This window comes from Drancourtella sp. An12 (assembly GCF_002160935.1).
Lineage (GTDB): Bacteria > Bacillota > Clostridia > Lachnospirales > Lachnospiraceae > Sellimonas > Sellimonas catena.
In genome coordinates this window covers 34,251-51,646 of record NZ_NFLO01000007.1, presented here as the reverse complement: position 1 = coordinate 51,646, position 17,396 = coordinate 34,251, and the positions used below count along the sequence as shown (strand labels likewise).

19 protein-coding genes are annotated in these 17,396 nt (G+C 46.3%); 15 read left to right on the top strand and 4 right to left on the bottom strand.

Translation table 11 applies throughout. The features are described 5' to 3' along the window. Window positions 1-223 precede the first annotated feature (223 nt). Together B5E64_RS08605 and B5E64_RS08600 are read left to right on the top strand one after the other, a co-directional pair. Window positions 224-664 carry a MarR family transcriptional regulator gene (locus tag B5E64_RS08605; RefSeq protein ID WP_087168113.1) on the top strand — a complete coding sequence of 147 codons (441 nt, stop codon included), beginning with the start codon at window positions 224-226 and terminating at the stop codon, window positions 662-664. Then, a complete protein-coding gene (locus B5E64_RS08600) occupies window positions 654-1,967 on the top strand; it encodes an MATE family efflux transporter (protein WP_087168112.1) in 1,314 nt (437 codons plus the stop codon). Before B5E64_RS08605 ends, B5E64_RS08600 begins: the two co-directional genes overlap by 11 nt. Before the next feature lie 26 nt (window positions 1,968-1,993). Here the strand turns inward: B5E64_RS08600 and B5E64_RS08595 are convergent, their stop codons facing one another. Further along, window positions 1,994-2,407, bottom strand: coding sequence for a hypothetical protein (locus B5E64_RS08595; protein WP_275532795.1), 414 nt, complete (start codon window positions 2,405-2,407; stop codon window positions 1,994-1,996). A gap of 165 nt (window positions 2,408-2,572) precedes the next feature. Between B5E64_RS08595 and B5E64_RS08590 the strand changes: the two genes are divergently transcribed. Genes B5E64_RS08590 through B5E64_RS08575 form a run of 4 tightly spaced genes read left to right on the top strand, consistent with a single transcriptional unit; the run spans window position 2,573 to window position 5,873 of the window. Continuing rightward, on the top strand, window positions 2,573-3,112 hold the full coding sequence (locus B5E64_RS08590; protein WP_162610168.1) for an RNA polymerase sigma factor: 540 nt from the start codon (window positions 2,573-2,575) through the stop codon (window positions 3,110-3,112). Continuing rightward, on the top strand, window positions 3,100-3,873 hold the full coding sequence (locus B5E64_RS08585) for a hypothetical protein (RefSeq protein WP_087168109.1): 774 nt from the start codon (window positions 3,100-3,102) through the stop codon (window positions 3,871-3,873). Before B5E64_RS08590 ends, B5E64_RS08585 begins: the two co-directional genes overlap by 13 nt. Window positions 3,874-3,885: 12 nt before the next feature. Then, on the top strand, window positions 3,886-4,758 hold the full coding sequence (locus B5E64_RS08580; RefSeq protein ID WP_087168108.1) for an ABC transporter ATP-binding protein: 873 nt from the start codon (window positions 3,886-3,888) through the stop codon (window positions 4,756-4,758). Then, the gene (locus B5E64_RS08575; protein ID WP_087168107.1) at window positions 4,755-5,873 is read left to right on the top strand and encodes an ABC transporter permease subunit; all 1,119 of its coding nucleotides are present in this window, start codon (window positions 4,755-4,757) and stop codon (window positions 5,871-5,873) included. The genes B5E64_RS08580 and B5E64_RS08575 overlap by 4 nt, the downstream gene beginning before the upstream one ends. Window positions 5,874-5,927: 54 nt before the next feature. Here B5E64_RS08575 and B5E64_RS08570 read toward each other — a convergent pair whose 3' ends face one another. Together B5E64_RS08570 and B5E64_RS08565 are read right to left on the bottom strand one after the other, a co-directional pair. Continuing rightward, window positions 5,928-7,109 carry a metallophosphoesterase gene (locus B5E64_RS08570; protein WP_087168106.1) on the bottom strand — a complete coding sequence of 394 codons (1,182 nt, stop codon included), beginning with the start codon at window positions 7,107-7,109 and terminating at the stop codon, window positions 5,928-5,930. 54 nt (window positions 7,110-7,163) lie between these two features. After that, a complete protein-coding gene (locus B5E64_RS08565; protein WP_087168105.1) occupies window positions 7,164-7,712 on the bottom strand; it encodes a prolyl-tRNA synthetase associated domain-containing protein in 549 nt (182 codons plus the stop codon). Window positions 7,713-7,877: 165 nt separating this feature from the next. On the opposite strand from B5E64_RS08565, the gene B5E64_RS08560 reads away from it, so the two are divergent. From B5E64_RS08560 to truA, 8 genes are all read left to right on the top strand, one after another. Beyond that, entirely contained in the window at window positions 7,878-9,635 is a 1,758-nt protein-coding gene (locus tag B5E64_RS08560; RefSeq protein ID WP_087168104.1) for an ABC transporter ATP-binding protein, read from the top strand. Continuing rightward, a complete protein-coding gene (locus tag B5E64_RS08555; RefSeq protein ID WP_087168103.1) occupies window positions 9,628-11,364 on the top strand; it encodes an ABC transporter ATP-binding protein in 1,737 nt (578 codons plus the stop codon). Before B5E64_RS08560 ends, B5E64_RS08555 begins: the two co-directional genes overlap by 8 nt. A gap of 294 nt (window positions 11,365-11,658) precedes the next feature. After that, window positions 11,659-12,447 carry an ABC transporter ATP-binding protein gene (locus B5E64_RS08550; RefSeq protein ID WP_087168102.1) on the top strand — a complete coding sequence of 263 codons (789 nt, stop codon included), beginning with the start codon at window positions 11,659-11,661 and terminating at the stop codon, window positions 12,445-12,447. A 1-nt stretch (window position 12,448) separates the two neighbouring features. Further along, window positions 12,449-13,642, top strand: coding sequence for an ABC transporter permease (locus B5E64_RS08545; protein WP_087168101.1), 1,194 nt, complete (start codon window positions 12,449-12,451; stop codon window positions 13,640-13,642). Window positions 13,643-13,774: 132 nt separating this feature from the next. After that, complete coding sequence (locus B5E64_RS08540; protein ID WP_087168100.1) at window positions 13,775-14,032, top strand: YlmC/YmxH family sporulation protein; 258 nt, start codon at window positions 13,775-13,777, stop codon at window positions 14,030-14,032. Window positions 14,033-14,108: 76 nt separating this feature from the next. Then, window positions 14,109-14,564, top strand: coding sequence for a transcriptional regulator NrdR (nrdR, locus tag B5E64_RS08535; RefSeq protein ID WP_087168175.1), 456 nt, complete (start codon window positions 14,109-14,111; stop codon window positions 14,562-14,564). A gap of 160 nt (window positions 14,565-14,724) precedes the next feature. Beyond that, window positions 14,725-15,288 carry a TetR/AcrR family transcriptional regulator gene (locus tag B5E64_RS08530; RefSeq protein WP_087168099.1) on the top strand — a complete coding sequence of 188 codons (564 nt, stop codon included), beginning with the start codon at window positions 14,725-14,727 and terminating at the stop codon, window positions 15,286-15,288. Further along, window positions 15,285-16,034 (top strand): tRNA pseudouridine(38-40) synthase TruA, encoded by a 750-nt coding sequence (gene truA, locus B5E64_RS08525; RefSeq protein WP_087168098.1) that lies wholly within the window; start codon window positions 15,285-15,287, stop codon window positions 16,032-16,034. The genes B5E64_RS08530 and truA overlap by 4 nt, the downstream gene beginning before the upstream one ends. Before the next feature lie 43 nt (window positions 16,035-16,077). Here the strand turns inward: truA and B5E64_RS08520 are convergent, their stop codons facing one another. Then, window positions 16,078-16,521 (bottom strand): GNAT family N-acetyltransferase, encoded by a 444-nt coding sequence (locus B5E64_RS08520; RefSeq protein WP_087168097.1) that lies wholly within the window; start codon window positions 16,519-16,521, stop codon window positions 16,078-16,080. A 117-nt stretch (window positions 16,522-16,638) separates the two neighbouring features. On the opposite strand from B5E64_RS08520, the gene B5E64_RS08515 reads away from it, so the two are divergent. After that, window positions 16,639-17,394, top strand: a complete 756-nt coding sequence (locus tag B5E64_RS08515) for an exodeoxyribonuclease III (RefSeq protein WP_087168096.1) — start codon at window positions 16,639-16,641, stop codon at window positions 17,392-17,394. The last annotated feature ends 2 nt before the right edge of the window (window positions 17,395-17,396 follow it).

Sequence of the window (17,396 nt, the reverse complement as noted above, 5' to 3'; positions counted from 1 at the left end):
ACACGATTTCAGATCCCCGATATGATGAGTACTTCGGATTCACCAGTTCGGATGTAAAATCACCTTACCACGCACACACAGGACAAAGATCGAGGACAGGAAGTGAGATGTGATATTGTTTCTTGACATCCTCTTTTTTTACTCTTATAATAGTCTGTGGACATACTATTATGGTATAAAAAACGAATGATTAAAAATAAATGTTTTGAACGGAGGGAATGCTATGAATGTCAATGCGCAGTATTACGCAGCCTGGGCAAAGGGGAACGGGCTATATGTACAGTGGGCGGCCAGAGAGGGGATCGGTTATCCGGAAATGATTGTCCTGTATTCCCTGTACACCATGGGACGTCTGACTCAGAAGCAGATCCGGGAGGATTTTGGGCTGCAGAAGCAGACGGTGAATACTGTGATCCATGATCTGAAAGAGAGGGAGCTGGTGATGCTGACAGCCAGTGAGATGGATCGAAGAGAGAAATGGGTGGATCTGACAGAGAGCGGCAGACGGTACGCCGGGGAGAAAATCGATCCGCTCCTTCATACGGAGGAGGAGATTTACCGTAAAATCGGGATAGAACGGATCCGGCAGATCAGTGAGACGATGGAGCTGTTTAATCTCATGTTTGAAAGGAAGTTGAAGGAGGACAGGAAACATGAGCGATAGAAGAGTTTTTCTCAAGTATGTCATTCCGGCGGTACTGTCCTTTGCCCTGTCCGGCGTCTATTCTATCGTGGACGGCTTTTTTGTCGGGAACAGTATCGGCGATATGGGACTTTCGGCCATTAATGTGGCCTATCCGATCGTGGCAGTTATTCAGGCGTCCGGAACAGGGATCGGCATGGGCGGTGCGGTGTATTATTCGATCTATATGGCGGAAAAGAAAGAAAAGCGTGCGCGTGAGTTCAGTGCCTGTGCGCTTTGGATGCTGATTCTGGGAAGTATCCTTCTGACGGCCCTGACATTTCTGCTGACAACGCCGCTTCTCAGGCTTCTGGGTGCGCAGGGGGAACTGTTAAGACTTGGTGAGGACTATATTTCTGTCATTGCACTGGGAGCGGCTTTTCAGGTGCTTGGTACGGGGCTGGTACCGTTTATCCGAAATCATGGAGGACCGTTCTATGCGATGATTTCCATGATTGCAGGATTCGGAAGCAATATTGTACTGGATTATCTTCTTGTATGGGTTTGGAATGGAGGCATCACAGGGGCGGCGCTTGCGACCGTCATAAGTCAGGGAGTGACGATGCTGATTGCGTTGATCTACCTGATCCGGAAGAAGAAGCTTACGGTAAAAATATCCCGTTCAGGTGCAGGGTCTGCAGCCGCAGCCATAGTGAAAATCGGGATTGCCCCGTTCGGACTTTCCATGACGCCGAATATTTCTCTGATCATCATAAACCGGTTTTCCATCCATTATGGCGGGGACGAAGCAGTGGCAGTGTATGCCTGTATCGCCTATATCATCTGTATTATTTATCTGATTTTACAGGGAGTCGGTGACGGAAGCCAGCCATTGTTCAGCCGTTATTATGGAGAAGGAAACAGGGAAAAGATGAAAAAGATGCGGAGATACGCCTACGGATTTGCCATGCTGCTGGCGCTGGCAGGCTGTGTGGTCATGTTTGCTGTCAGGGGGAGTGTTGGAAATATGTTTGGATCTTCCCGGGAAGTAAACCAGGAGATTGCGAAGATTATGCCGGTCTTTCTTGTTTCGGTTCCGTTTGTGGCGGTCAGCCGGATCACCACGGCTTATTTTTATGCAACGGAAAAGACGGGAATGTCTTATGTGCTGACGTTTATGGAGCCGGCGCTGATGCTTGTACTGATGCTGATTCTTCCGCCGCTGCTGGGAGGGCAGATCATGATCTGGTGGAGCACAGTATTTGCAAGAGTGCTGTCCGCATGTCTCGCGCTGCTGATGAAGCAGCATGAAGATCAAAGAAATATGCCGCCTCAGATGTTTTGAGGCGGCATATTTCGATGAAAAGGTATTTATCGAAAAGATGTCTGGTTTTTGAAAAACTGCGGAAGATATTCTTTGTGTGCCTCCAGAAGTTCATCCACAACGATATTTGCGAGTTCATCACTCGGACAGAGCGGATTGAAGTTCAGGGCAGCAACAGCAAGGTTCCGGTCACCTTTTACGGCGGCTTCAATCGTCATGCGTTCGAACGCTTTAATCATATGCACATAACCGCTGATGGAAACTTTCAGTTCCCCGGTTGCAAGCGGTTTTGGTCCGTCCGCTGTGATACGGCATGCAACTTCAACTGCGGAATCAGCCGGGAGATCCAGGATTGCTCCGTTGTTTCTGACGTTGACATACTGGATATCTCCGGTGTCATGGTAGAGTGTACGATACGTGATATGGTAGGACAACTGGTTGCGATTGCCAAAATGTACCACAATCCCAAAGAAAAGATTATTGAAATGACACTATAACTACAAATGGAAGAAGAAAAATTTCAGATGCCGGTCAGGCGGAGAAATTTTTCTTCTTTTTTTAATCCTTTTTCTCTTCTGATTCGTTATACAATATGTAAGACGTTTTATAAAAATGAGGCTATAACCATGACAGACAGAGAACGAATACGGCGTATTCAATCCGGGGAACCGGAGCAGATGAACGAGTTGATTGAAACATATTATCAGGAAATATTTCAATATTGTTATTCCAGAACAGGACGGGAAAGCGCGGCATATGACTGCGCGCAGGAAACGTTTCTACGTGTCATCCGGTACCTGAACCGCTATGTGGAGCAGAAGAAATTCCGGGCGTATTTATTTGGAATCGCAAGGAGTGTCTGCATTGATTTTTTCCGGAAAAAGGCGGAGGCTGAATTAGGATATGAGGACGGTTACGAAGAACGGCTCCGGGAGGAAGACTTTGCCGACCAGGTATCAGAGCAGGTGATGCTGCAAAAGGCAATGCAGTGTCTGAAGCCGGAACAGAGAGAAGTGCTGGATCTTTCGTATTTCCATGGGCTGAAAGCAAGAGAGATTGCCTATGTAACGGGAGAAAAGACAGCAACCGTGAAGAGCAGGATCCGCCAGGGACTGAAAAATCTGAAAACTATTCTGGAAGAGGAGGGATACAGATGGAACGGATAAAAGAAGTAGAGAGGCTTCTGCGACAACAGAAAAAACCGGAGCCGGAAAGGGAAGCACTTGAAGCGTGCAAGATGCAGATGGCAGAAGAGTTAAGGCAGAATGTAATTCTGCCGTCCCGTCCGATTCTTGTGAGACTTTGTGAGACGGCCGCATATTGTTCCAGGTGGACATGGGGAGCGTTGCTCTTTTTCTGTGCGGCGGCGGTCTTTCTGATGTTTGAGGTACCATATGAGAATGCCCTTGTGGTATGCTCCCTTCTGACTCCGCTTCTGGGAGCGCTTCTTGTGCCGGAACTGGCAAGGAGCTTTTCGGAAGGAATGTGGGAGATGGAGCAGGTATGTTTTTACAACCTGGGCGAGATCATGGCGTTTAAAATGGTAATTCTCGGAGGGGTATCCGGAATACTGATTGCATTCGGTGCAGCGGCAACCCGGATGGAAACCGGAAGCTTTCTGGACTTTGAACTGTGGATCTGTCTTCCGTTTCTGGCAGTCAGCTCTCTGAGCTTTTTTCTGCTTCGGAAAATCAGGAACAGACAGGCAGAGTACGGGATTATTGGAATCGACATTATGGCAGCAGGGATCATTGTCTGTATGTGGAGCGCGAAAGAAGATATTTACCGTCTGATGGAAAAACAGCAGACAGGGATGATATTACTTTTGATTCTGGCGGCTCTTTTTGGGAGTCTGATTATAAATGGAATGAAATTTTTCCGGTCAGTACAAAACGGTGAACTGTTGTGGGAAGAAAAGATTGGTTAGAAGGGAGAAGGCATGGAACTGAAATTACAGCATGTGACAAAACGATATGGGACAAAAACAGCAGTGGATGACATAAACATGACGCTGCGGGAGGGGATCTATGGTCTCCTTGGAGCAAACGGAGCGGGCAAGACTTCTTTGATGCGTCTGATCTGCCTGATTCAGAACCGGAGCGGCGGGGAGATTACCCTTGACGGAAAAGAAATCATGGAACTGAAAGAAAAATACCGGAGCTTTCTTGGCTATCTCCCGCAGAATTTCGGCTATTATCCGGAATTTACCGCACAGAAGTTTTTGCTTTATATGTCTGCTCTGAAAGGACTGAACAAACATGCGGCAAAGCGGAGAATAGAAGAACTGCTGGACGTGACGGGCCTTGAGGGAGATCGAAATAAAAAGATCAAAACCTTTTCCGGCGGTATGAAGAGAAGGCTTGGAATTGCCCAGGCAATGCTGAACAATCCGAAAATCCTGATTCTTGATGAGCCAACAGCAGGGCTGGATCCAAAGGAACGGGTGCATTTCCGAAATCTGATCAGCTCTTTTTCAAAGGATAAGATTGTTCTTTTGTCTACTCATATTGTGTCGGATATCGAATATATTGCGGATGAGATACTGGTGATGAGAGAAGGAAAACTGATCCGAAACGGAGAGCCGGGAAGATTGCTTGCGGATCTGCGAGGGAAAGTCTGGGAGTGCCTTGTGCCGTTTGAAGAGGCAGCAGAGATGGAACGGCGCTTTACGGTAGGGAATCTGAAAAATGAGGAGAATGGCTGTCTCCTTCGGATTGTGTCGGAGACGTGCCCGGTTAATGGCGCGAAAGAAGTGACGCCGTCACTGGAAGATATTTACCTTTATGATTTTCAGAGGGAGGAAGAAAAATGATTTCGATTGTGAGTCTGGAAATACAGAAAATACTGAAGCGTAAGTTTATTTTGATTCTGCTTGCTATTTACAGTGCTATCCTGCTTTTTATGGCGTATGCAGGACATCCGGACCGTTATACACCGATTCTGACGTCGGAGGGGAAGGTGCTGGAAGGAACGGAAGCTGTGCAGTATGAAAAGAAACTTGCGGAAAAATACGACACGCTTTCTGATGCGGATGTGCAGGAAATTCTGGCGGAGAATGCAAGAATTCTCGCAGAATACACGGATGAAAATCAGATGATAGGCGATGACTACTATCGGTACGCAAACGGATTTTACGGCGCTGTGGCGTCTGTTTTTACCGATGAAAATGGAAACTACAATCACCTTCCGGCGGATCAGGTCTATCCGGGCCAGGACGGGCTGATGCAGGGCGGTTTTACAAATGGAATGGATATGCTGCTGAGCTTTCTGGCAAGCTTTCTTCTACTGGCCCCGCTCCTTTTGATTGTTATGATTTCTCCGGTGTTTGCGGAAGAATATACATCGGGAATGGATTCGCTTATTTTGTCCTCGCGTTTTGGGAAAACACGGTGCGCAAGAGCGAAGATCCTGGCGTCTTTTCTCTGCTCCGCCGGGATCTTTGCAGTGACAAGTCTGTATTTGACGCTGCTTACGATTGGCTATTTTGGAACGGACGGACTTTTTGTGGACGCGCATCTTTGTGCAACCGGAATGATCGGAAATGCACCGTTTGATCTGCCTTACTGGAAAGCAGTTCTGATTCTTGCGGTTATGGGATTTGCAGGCCTTCTGATGATCACCGGATTTGCGCTTGCGGCATCGGCGCTTGGAACGTCTTCTTTTGTCAGCGTTCTTGTCACTCTCGCGTTTTTTGCGCTTCCAATGTTTTTGTGGGGCGTATGGGATATTCCGTGGCTTAACCACATTCTGGAAATGTGTCCGGTTAATCTTCTGTCTCCGGCCAAGATTTTCAATCTCCCGGCCTATGAGATCGGAACAACGAAGATACAGGTTTATCAGATGGGAATAATTGCTGCTGTCTGCTTTACGCCGGTCTGTGCAGTCTGTTCCTATTTCGGATTTCAAAAACATCAGGTGCGCTCCTAGGAGACACCTGATGTTTTTTGTTTTAACAGGAAACGTCGTTCCCTGTAAAAAATGTTAAGACTGAAAACGGACATCAATCATACAGATTTCGCTTTTGGTAGCAACCCGCATGTTCGGACCAAAGACTCCCACACCGGAAGTTACAATATTATGCATGGAGCCTTTTTGAAGGTAACCACAGGAATTTTCCCATACAAGGTTTGTGATCAGATTGACCGGAAAGATCTGGCCGTCATGAGTATGGCCGCACAGATCCAGATCAACACCGGCATCCGAAAGCTCAGACAGTTCCCGCGGTTCATGATCGATGACGATAACCGGCTTATTCGTATTCAGATCCCGTGTAATCTCTTCCGGGGTTTTCCGGCTGGTTATACCGCGCCCGGGACGTTCATAATCCGGTCTGCCATAAAGATAAAAGGCATCATCAATCAGAACACTCTCATCTCGAAGCAGGGTGATCCCGGCTTTTTCAAGAAAAACATCCATTTGAGGATCGCTCATTTTTTTACCATCCTGAGGAAAGGTAAATCCGGCCAGAATCGGCTCCTGAATATCGTGGTTTCCGTAGCAGGCATAGGTGCCGTAAGTACTCTGAAGTCCGGAAAGGATTTCAGCCAGTTTTTCCGGCTTGTCAAGCGCTTCATATTCGTTGTCAAAAATATCCCCTGCAATGACAACCAGATCCGGATTCTGGGCATTGATTTTGTCAACCATCTGACGCATCTGGGAAGTGCCGACACTGTATCCGAGATGCAGATCTGCCACAAGGGCGATCTTAAGAGAATCCAGATTCCCGGCCTTCTTATCAATCGTCACCTCATATGGAGTGATCCGGATGAAACGTGCATTGAACATTCCATAAATGCTGATCGCGGCAATCAGAAAAAAGCAGATCGTTCCGGCAAGTGCAGGGCGGAGACGGTGAAATGTTTTCTTTCGTACTTTTCTGACAATGAGACGTATCAGGTCGGCTGCGATGACAATCAGAGCCGTATAGAGCATGATGCCCATCCAGTAGTAACCGAGCCCTTTTAGAATTCTCTGAGCTGTTCCGGCAGGAACAAGGAATCCGATCCCCGGAGAAAACGCGACAAAGAAGTAGCAGATCCCAAGTACGATCCGCACCGCGCGTTTTTCAAAAAATGGATGGATATCGGTAAGCCATGTAAAGATCCGGTGCAGAAGGTACAAATTGACTGCAAGGTAGAGGGGGCTTAAATAAACTGCAAGCATAAAAACTTCTCCATTCTTTTGTAAAATCCCTTTTCATAATCGCGAAACATGTGGCTAAAGGCGCACAAGTGTCGGGCGGTGTCCGGTATGCTTCAGAAAAACATTCAGAATATCGGCTGTCCGGATTTTGAGTGTCGAGGTGTTGATACACGGGTGACATCCGATATATTCGTCTTTGAGAAGATCCTCATCGATCAAAAGATTGACTTCCCGATCCGGATCATTCATCAGTCCAAGGACACTTGCAGATCCCGGTGTCAGGTCCAGATACTCCTCCATGAATTCCGGCTCCGCGAAGGAAAGACGGGAGATTCCAAGCTGTCCGGAAAGATCCTTTGTTACAAATTTCTTATCTCCCGGCATCATGAGAAGATAGAAAGTCGTCTTCTGACGGTTTCGCAGGAACAGATTTTTACAGATCTTCACACCAAGCTCCGCCTCAACTGCCTCACAGTCTTCGATCGTATTGGCAGTATCGTGGTCAACTCCTTCGAAGGAAATGTGGAGCTGCTCCAGCAGATCATAGACACGCTGCTCCTTTTCAAGCCGTCCGGTGTAGTCCGGCCGTTCGGTAAAATGGGTTGTATGTACAGTAATACTCATTGTAAAACCTCCTGAAAATGATTTCTTATAGTATAAAAAGAATTGAAAAAAAAGACAAGAAGGTTCAAAAAGAATTAAGAGAATACATAGAAAACTGTGTTCATACTTGCGGGGGCAGGTCCAAGACCTTATAATAAAGAAAGCATCGAATAGGAGATCAAAGAAATGAGAAAATTGTTGAAGTATCTGAATGATTACAAAAAGGAGAGTGTCATCGGTCCGTTGTTTAAGCTTCTGGAGGCCTGCTTTGAGCTGGTGGTGCCGCTCATTATGGCGAACATGATAGACATTGGAATCCGAAATCAGGACACAGGATACATCCTGCGGATGGGGAGCATTTTGATTCTGTTTGCGGTACTTGGACTGGCATGTTCGCTGACAGCCCAGTATTTTGCAGCAAAGGCATCCGTCGGATTCGGAACGGCCCTGCGACATGATATGTTCCGGCATATCCAGAGCCTTTCCTATGCGGAAATTGACCGGGCAGGGAGCGCGACTCTGGTAACAAGGATCACGAGTGATATCAACCAGGTGCAGTCCGGGGTCAATCTGGTTCTGCGGCTCTTCCTTCGTTCCCCGTTTATCGTTGTCGGTGCGCTGATTATGGCGTTTACCATCAGTGTGAAGCTTGCGTTGATTTTTGTAGTTGCGGTGCCGCTTCTGGCGCTGGTGATCTACGGGATCATGGTGGTATCGATTCCGCTTTACCGGAAGGTACAGAAACTGCTTGACCGGATTTTACTTTCTACAAGAGAAAATCTGGAAGGAATCCGCGTCATCCGGGCTTTTGGCATGCAGGGAAGAGAACGGGATGAATTCAAGGCGGAGAATGCAAAATTTCTGGCAGCACAGATGCTGGTCGGAAAAATTTCGGCTCTTTTAAATCCGGCAACCTACATTATCGTCAACGTGGCGACCATAGCCATTGTCTGGTTTGGAGGCCGGGAAACATACGCGGGTGGCATTACACAGGGAGAGGTCATCGCCCTTGTAAACTACATGACACAGATTCTCACTGCGCTGGTGGCGTTGTCCAATCTGATTGTCAGCTTTACAAAAGCGCTTGCCTGTGCCAACCGTATCAATGAAGTATTTGCACTGGAACCGTCCATTCAGGATGGAGACGGAGTTAAGAAAGTGACAGATAAAGAGGGGGCAGAGCAGGAGCAGACAAGGGAAGCGGCAGCATTCCATCAGGTGTCGTTTGCCTATCCGGAGAGTAAGGTTTATGCGGTCACCGGTCTGGATTTCTCTGTGAAAAAGGGAGAGATGATCGGGGTAATCGGAGGAACCGGTTCCGGAAAGTCTACGCTTGTACAGATGATTCCGCGCTTTTATGACGTGGCGGAAGGAAGTGTGACCGTAGACGGAGAGGATGTCCGTAATTATAAGATTGAAGAACTAAGAAAGAAGATCGGTATGGTTCCGCAAAGAGCAGTTCTTTTCCGCGGAACGATCCGTGACAATATGAAAGTTGGAAATGAAGATGCAGATGATGAGCAGATCATGGAAGCGATCCGCACTGCCCAGGCACTGGAGGTTGTGGAAGGAAAGCCGGACGGTCTGGACACACTGATTAATGAGGGAGGAAAAAATCTTTCCGGCGGACAGAAACAGAGACTGACGATTGCCCGTGCTCTTGTACGAAAGCCGCAGATCCTGATCCTGGATGACAGTGCATCTGCACTGGATTTTGCAACGGATGCCAGGCTTCGGAAAGCTGTCAAAGGCCTGAAAGATATGACGGTCTTTGTTGTATCACAAAGAGCGGCATCTGTCATGCAGGCGGACCGGATCATTGTCATGGATGATGGAAAGATTGCCGGAATCGGCACACATGATGAACTGATGAAATCATGCGAGGTTTACAGAGAAATCTGTCTCTCTCAGCTTTCAGAAAAGGAGGTGGGCCAGCATGCATAAGCAGGACAGTACATGGAAAAAGGTACTTTTTTATATCAGACCATATTCGTTTTATGTGATTTTATCGCTCCTTTTCGCAGTCTTGACAGGAGTGCTGACCCTGTATGCACCGATTCTGGTTGGTGATGCTATTGATTTTATTATAGGAAAAGATCAGGTACTGTTTGACCGGATTCTTGATATTCTGAAAAAACTTGCCGTTATCATTGCGATTACAGGTGTGGGACAGTGGCTGATGAATCTGTGCAATAATCAGATTACCTACCGGGTAGTAAGAGACGTACGGCTAAAAGCATTTAAAAAACTGGAAAGACTGCCCCTTTCTTATGTGGACAGCCATGCAAATGGAGATACCATCAGCAGGATTATCACAGACGTGGAGCAGTTTTCGGACGGACTTTTGATGGGATTTACCCAGTTTTTCTCCGGAGTAGTAACAATTGTTACGACATTGATTTTCATGCTGACCATTGATGTGAAAATTACTCTGGTTGTCGTGCTGCTCACACCATTGTCCTTCTTTGTTGCGGGATTCATTGCAAAACGGACATACCAGATGTTTAAAAAACAGTCGGAAGCAAGGGCGGATATGACATCGCTCGTTAACGAGATGGTAGGAAATCAGAAAGTAGTACAGGCATTCGGATACGGAAGCACCGCTTCCGAACGGTTTGACGAAATCAATGGAAAACTGAAAACCTACAGCCTGAAAGCGATTTTCTTTTCGTCCATTACGAACCCGAGTACTCGGTTTGTCAATAACCTTGTCTATATGGGGGTTGGAATCACGGGGGCGTTAAGCGCGATGTCCGGGATCATCAGCGTCGGACAGCTTTCCTGCTTTCTGACCTATGCGAATCAGTATACAAAACCGTTTAATGAGATTTCCGGTGTCGTGACGGAACTCCAAAATGCACTTGCCTGCGCAAAAAGGGTGTTTGATTTTATCGAAGAAGAACCGGAGCCGAAAGATGATAAGGACGCCGTGGTACTGATAGATGCAAAAGGAAACCTGGATCTGGAACACGTAAGCTTTTCTTATAAGAAAGAAGTACCGCTTCTGAAAGATCTGAATCTGAACGTAAAGCCGGGGCAGAAGATTGCGATTGTCGGTCCGACAGGATGCGGAAAGACGACTCTCATCAATCTTCTCATGCGTTTCTATGATGTAGATGCAGGGGTTATCCGTATGGAAGGTGAGGATATCCGGCATATTACAAGGGATAGCCTGAGAGAAAATTATGGAATGGTACTTCAGGAGACCTGGCTGAAATCCGCGACGATTGCAGAAAATATTGCCTACGGAAATCCGGATGCAACGAGAGAAGAGATCATTCATGCGGCGAAAGAAGCGCATGCCCACGGATTTATCACAAGAATGCCGGATGGATACGATACGGTAATCTCTGAAGAAGGCGGCAATCTTTCACAGGGACAGAAACAGCTTTTATGTATTGCCAGAGTCATGCTCAGACTGCCTCCGGTACTGATTCTTGATGAGGCCACCTCTTCCATCGATACACGGACTGAGATCCGGGTGCAGCAGGCTTTTGAGAAGCTTATGGATGGACGAACCAGTTTCATCGTGGCACATCGCTTATCCACGATCCGCACGGCGGACCGGATCCTCGTCATGAAAGACGGAAATATCATTGAGCAGGGAACACACGAAGAACTGCTGGCGAAAAATGGATTTTATAAGCAGCTGTACGAAAGTCAGTTTGCATAAAATATGTGAAAACAAATCAATTACTCCCGGTTGACAGAAGATCAGAATCTCTGTAAACCGGGAGTATCATTTCATAGACCGCAAAATCATAATCAGCGGTCAAACACATTTCTGAACAAAATCAGGGCTGATCAGCCGGAGAATCCAGAAAATGAATGAAAATACTTGACAAAAAATTATCGGGGGAGGGTAAAATTGTCATAAGATTTTACTTGACAGAAGGCAAAAGAGATGCAATTATGATAAAGAGTCAAGAAAATTCATGACACTGAATGACAGATGGAGGAAAAGGCTATGAATGAGAGTGTTCAAATTGAGATTCATGACCTGACAAAGATTTACAAGCTGAATAAAAAGCAGATGCAGGAATCTCACACAAAGAATCCGAAAAAGACAGCGGTGGATCACCTGACGTTGACTGCAAAATCAGGGGAGATCTATGGGCTGCTCGGCCCGAACGGAGCGGGGAAAACGACGACGCTGCGGTGTATTGCGACGATCATCAAACCGTCTTCGGGAGAGATTTATGTAAATGGAAACGAGGTGCAGAAGAACTCGGAGGCAGTCAGAAAGAGTATTGGGTTCCTGACAAGTGATATTAAGCTGGATCCGCAGTTCTCGGTAGATTATCTGTTTGATTTCTTCGGAGAACTCAGAGGGATTGCACCGGATCAGATTAAAACGAGAAAAGAAGAGTTATTTACATATTTTGGAATTAATGACTTTGCGCATAAAAAGATCAAAGAACTTTCCACAGGTATGAAGCAGAAAGCGGCCATTGCAGTCAGCCTGATTCATGATCCGGAAGTGGTGATTTTTGACGAGCCGACGAACGGACTTGATATTATTACAGCGAGAAGTGTAACCGACTATCTGAGAAAACTGAAAGAAGAAGGAAAGCTTGTCATTATTTCTACCCATATCATGTCCGAAGCAGAAAAGCTCTGCGACCGGATCGGGATTATTATTGACGGGAAAAAGAGAGCAGAGGGAACGCTTGCCGAAATTCTGGAGGAGACAGGTACTCACGATCTGGAAGATGCTTTCTTCGAATACTTTAAAAGTGTAAAGGGGGAAGCGTAAGATGAAAACGATATACAAAAAAGAACTTGCACGTATTTTCAAAGATAAAAAAATGATCTTTTCGGTCTTTCTGCTTCCTGTCCTGATCATGGTAGGAATTATGGCACTTGTGGGAAATCTTGCAACACGTCAGGCAGAGGATATCCAGAGCCATAAGTCGATTGTATACATGATCAATAAGCCGGACAGTTTCAGCGCATTTCTGGAAGCTGCTGATCTGAATATGGAGGTCAATACCATAAAAACAGACAGTGAAAGAGAAAATGTTATGGATCTTCTGCGGAACGGAGATGCGGATCTCCTGATTGAATTCCCGGAGAATTTTGATTCCATAATTCAGGAATATCAGACAGGAGATGAAGTGCCGCAGATCAAGACGTATTACAATCCGTCCGAGGATTATTCTGCCAGTGCTTATGAACTGATTTCCAATCAGACGCTGGAAGCATACCGTCAGACCTTGCTGTCCCAGAGAGTGGCAGATATGAACGGGCTTCAGATCTTTACTGTCAACAGCGACAATAAAGATATGATTGTTCAGGATGATCAGAAAGCAAGCGGCAAAGCACTCGGTATGATGCTCCCGTATTTCATCACAATTCTGCTCTTTGCAGGGGCGATGGGAATCGGAACTGACATGATTGCCGGAGAAAAGGAGAGAGGAACGATGGCGAGTCTTCTCGTGACTCCGGTCAAGAGAAAATCCATTGTACTCGGAAAAGTATTTGCACTGATGACGATTTCCGGAGTCTCTTCGGTTATCTACATTGTCGTGATGGGTGCGACATTCCCGAAGATTCTGGGCGGAGACAGCGGGCTGGACATTGAGATTACACCGGAACAGATTGCCATGATCGGTGTACTTCTGGTGGCAATTTCGTTCCTTTACTCGGCGATTGTCATTCTGATCTCTGTGTTTGCGAGAGATCTGAAGGAGGCAAGCACCTACATTACTCCGGCATACATGGTAGTGCTGGTAATTGGAATGATGACCATGTTCACGACAAGCGAGGCCGGAATGAAAGATTATCTGATACCATTTTATAATACTGCGCTCGCTTTAAAAGGGATTCTGACATCGGAAGTGACGATGGCACAGTACGGTGTGACTCTTGTTATGACATTAGTGCTTGGCGGCATTTTGACGGCAGTGATCGCAAAAGCATTTGAAAGTGAAAAAGTAATGAATCTGTAATAGATTTTGATATGTAGCAAAAGAAGAATGGACGCATATGCTGGTGATAAGACCGGTGTATGCGTCTTTTTTGTCCGAAAAGGCGATAGACGTTCTGCGCCGCAGGATTCCGGGTAACGGGAGGGAAATAAAATGAGGCTTTGTGATCTGAGAGAAAAAGAGGTCATCAACACAGTGAACTGCAGACGCCTTGGCTGTGTGGCAGATCTGGTGGTGGATATGAAAAAAGGCTGTGTCCAGGCGATTGTTGTACCGGGTCCTGGAAGACTGGGAGGCCTGTTTGGATATGACAGTGAATATGTGATTCCATTTGAATGTATCTGCAAAGTGGGGCCGGATATCATTCTGGTGGATATTTGCGAGGAAAAATTCTTGTGTGAGTGCAGATAAAACGGAGAATATGTTGACCGCCTAAAATGGTAATGGTATACTGATACCAGATTTTGGAGAAAGGATGGTACATGAGATGAAATGTCCATACTGCGGCAATCCGGATACAAGAGTGATTGATTCCCGCCCTGCTGAGGATGGATCTTCAATACGCAGGCGACGCTCCTGCGATTCCTGTGGAAAGCGGTTTACGACCTACGAGAAAGTAGAGACAATCCCTCTGATTGTCATTAAAAAGGACAATAACAGAGAGCAGTACGACCGGGAAAAGATCGAAAAGGGCATTCTTCAGGCGTGCTATAAAAGACCGGTTCCGGCTGAAGTGATTGAAAAGACGGTTGAGCAGATCGAGAATGAGATTTTCAATCGCGAGGAAAAAGAGATTCCGAGCAAGGTGATCGGTGAGATTGTTATGAGAAGACTCAAAGATCTGGATGAGGTTGCCTATGTGCGCTTCGCATCTGTTTATCGTGAATTTAAGGACGTCAATACGTTCATGGAAGAATTGAAAAGTATACTGGATAAAAAATAGGAGGATCCGAAAGGATTCTCCTGTTTGCGTTATGGGAAGAGTGTGAGCAGCAACATCCAATGACATAAATTACGGAAAATACTTGACGAAAAAAGAAAACACCCTTATAATAACTAATGTTATATAACGTATGATATTAAAAAGGAGGGAGGAACTTTTCATGCCGCCGAAAAAGAGAATTACAAAGGAACTGATTTTGCAGAAGGCATTTGAGATCATTCACGAGGAAGGTATTGAAAGCCTGAATGCCAGATATCTCGCGAAACAGCTGAACTGCTCTACAATGCCGATTTTTCAGTCTTTTCAGGATATGAATGAACTGAAAGCGGAGGTAAAGCTCAGAATCGACGAGTACTATACTGAGTTTATCAATCAATATATTGATAAGGCAGACTATCTGTTTACGATCAGCTTTGCCTATATCAATTTTGCCAGAAAAGAGCGGAATTTCTTTGGAGCTCTCTTCGTAAATCCGCTTCTTGGGTCTCGTACAGTCCAGGAGGTCATTGATTCTCCGTGGAACCGAGAGACAATCGAGTGTACGGCCGAACAGTTTAAAATTTCCATTCAAGAAAGTGAAGGCTTGTACCGGGATGTCCGTTTTTATGCCCATGGAATTGCGACGCAGCTTTATGGAGGGAACATGAGACTTTCTGAGGAGGAAATTCAGACACTTCTCAGAAATGTGATGGAGAAGTTCTTGAAAGGAGAGGCAAGGATATGAGAACGTATAAACTGACGATCTCCTATGACGGTACCCGTTACCAGGGATGGCAGCGGCAGCCGGGAGCAGAGAATACGATCCAGAATGTGATAGAAGATGCCATTTGCAAATTGACCGGATATGAAGTGAAAATCCAGGGATCCGGGAGAACGGATGCCGGAGTCCACGCCAGAGGACAGGTGGCAAGCCTGAGGCTTTCAGGGAAAGTGGAGGAAAGAGAATTCTTAAGAAAACTCAATGCAGGTCTTCCGGAGGACATTCGGATCCGCAGAATGGAACTGGTCCCGAATACCTTTCACGGACGCCGGAGCGCCAAAGGGAAATGTTACGAGTATCATGTAGACTTGCGGGAAAAGCAGCAGGTATTTTCCAGAAGGTATACGTGTCATTATCCGGAAAAACTGGATATCGAGGAAATGGAACAGGCCGCGGGATATCTGCTCGGAAGACATGATTTTTCCAGCTTTACCGACCGGAAAGATGAGAAAGGATGCACGAGAAGGATCGATGAGATACGGATAGAAAAAAGTGGAGATTCCCTTTGCATGTCCTTTCGGGGAAACGGATTTATGTACCATATGGTGCGGATTCTAAGCGGGACTCTTCTGGAAGTGGGAAGCGGAAAGAAGAGTGCCAGGGACATACCGGAGATTCTGAAAGCGAAAAGCCGGGCCTGCGCCGGATTTCTGGCTCCGGCACAGGGACTGTTTTTAAAAGAAGTTTATTATCAGGAAGAAAAGAGATAATGGGAAGGAGGATCATGCCGCACGGCAGGATCCTCCTGTGTTTTTACAGTTCTTTTTTCAAATAGACCATATCCACGAGCTGAATTCCGCATTCGAAAATAGGATGATCGTAGTTGTCGGTAAAGAAGTTTTTCACCCGGTGGGATTCGGTGAAGCCGCATTTTTTATAAAACGGGACAGTCAGCGGGCTGTCTCCGGTTCCGACATACATGGTATGATACTTTCCGGAATAAAGTCCGCAGACATAATCGATCATCTTCCTGCCATATCCAGATCCCTGACAATGTTCGTAAACCGCGATATTTTTCAGCTCGCAGGTGCCGTCATCACTGCATGTCACGACACAGACGCCTTTGAGATCTTCATCATAAAGCGCATACATGTCGCCGGCTTCCAGATAACGGTCAATCATGCTTTCCTGCTCATCGGCAAGCAGAAGCAGGTCCAGGAACTGCTTTTTGTTTTCTGTGATTTTTTTGATTCTCATGATAACTTTCCTTTCCTGACAGAAGTAGTTATAGTTTACCACATGGATTCATGGTATACTAGTCTGGTAATGATGAATTTAAAATGAAAATCAGATAAGATACAGGAGGAAAGTTACATGAAGTTTATATCATGGAATGTAAATGGAATCCGCGCATGTGTGCAGAAAGGATTTCTGGATTTCTTTCAGGAGGCGGATGCAGATATTTTCTGTATTCAGGAGACAAAGATGCAGGAGGGACAGTTGGATCTGGAGCTTCCGGGATATCATCAGTACTGGAACTATGCGGTACGGAAAGGATACTCCGGAACTGCTATTTTTACGAAACGGGAGCCGATTTCGGTACAGTACGGCATCGGCATCGAAGAGCACGATCAGGAAGGGCGTGTGATTACTCTGGAGTTTGAGGACTTTTATTTTGTCACGGTTTATACACCGAATTCCCAGAGTGAACTTGCAAGACTGGATTACCGGATGCAATGGGAGACGGATTTTCTTGCATATTTGAAGCGCCTGGAAGAGAAAAAACCGGTTGTTTTCTGCGGAGACCTGAACGTCGCAGCCGAAGAGATTGACCTTAAGAACCCGAAGACCAACCGGAAAAACGCCGGATTTACCGATGAAGAGCGGGACAAATTCCGGACGCTGAAAGCTGCTGGCTTTATCGATACTTTCCGGTATTTTTATCCGGATCAGGAAGGAATTTATTCCTGGTGGTCCTACCGGTTCAGCGCAAGAAAGAAGAACGCAGGGTGGCGTATTGACTACTTCGTAGTGTCAGAAGCGTTGAAAGACCGTCTGGAAGATGCGAAGATTCTGACGGAGGTCATGGGAAGCGATCACTGTCCGGTGGAACTGGATATGAAAGGATAGGA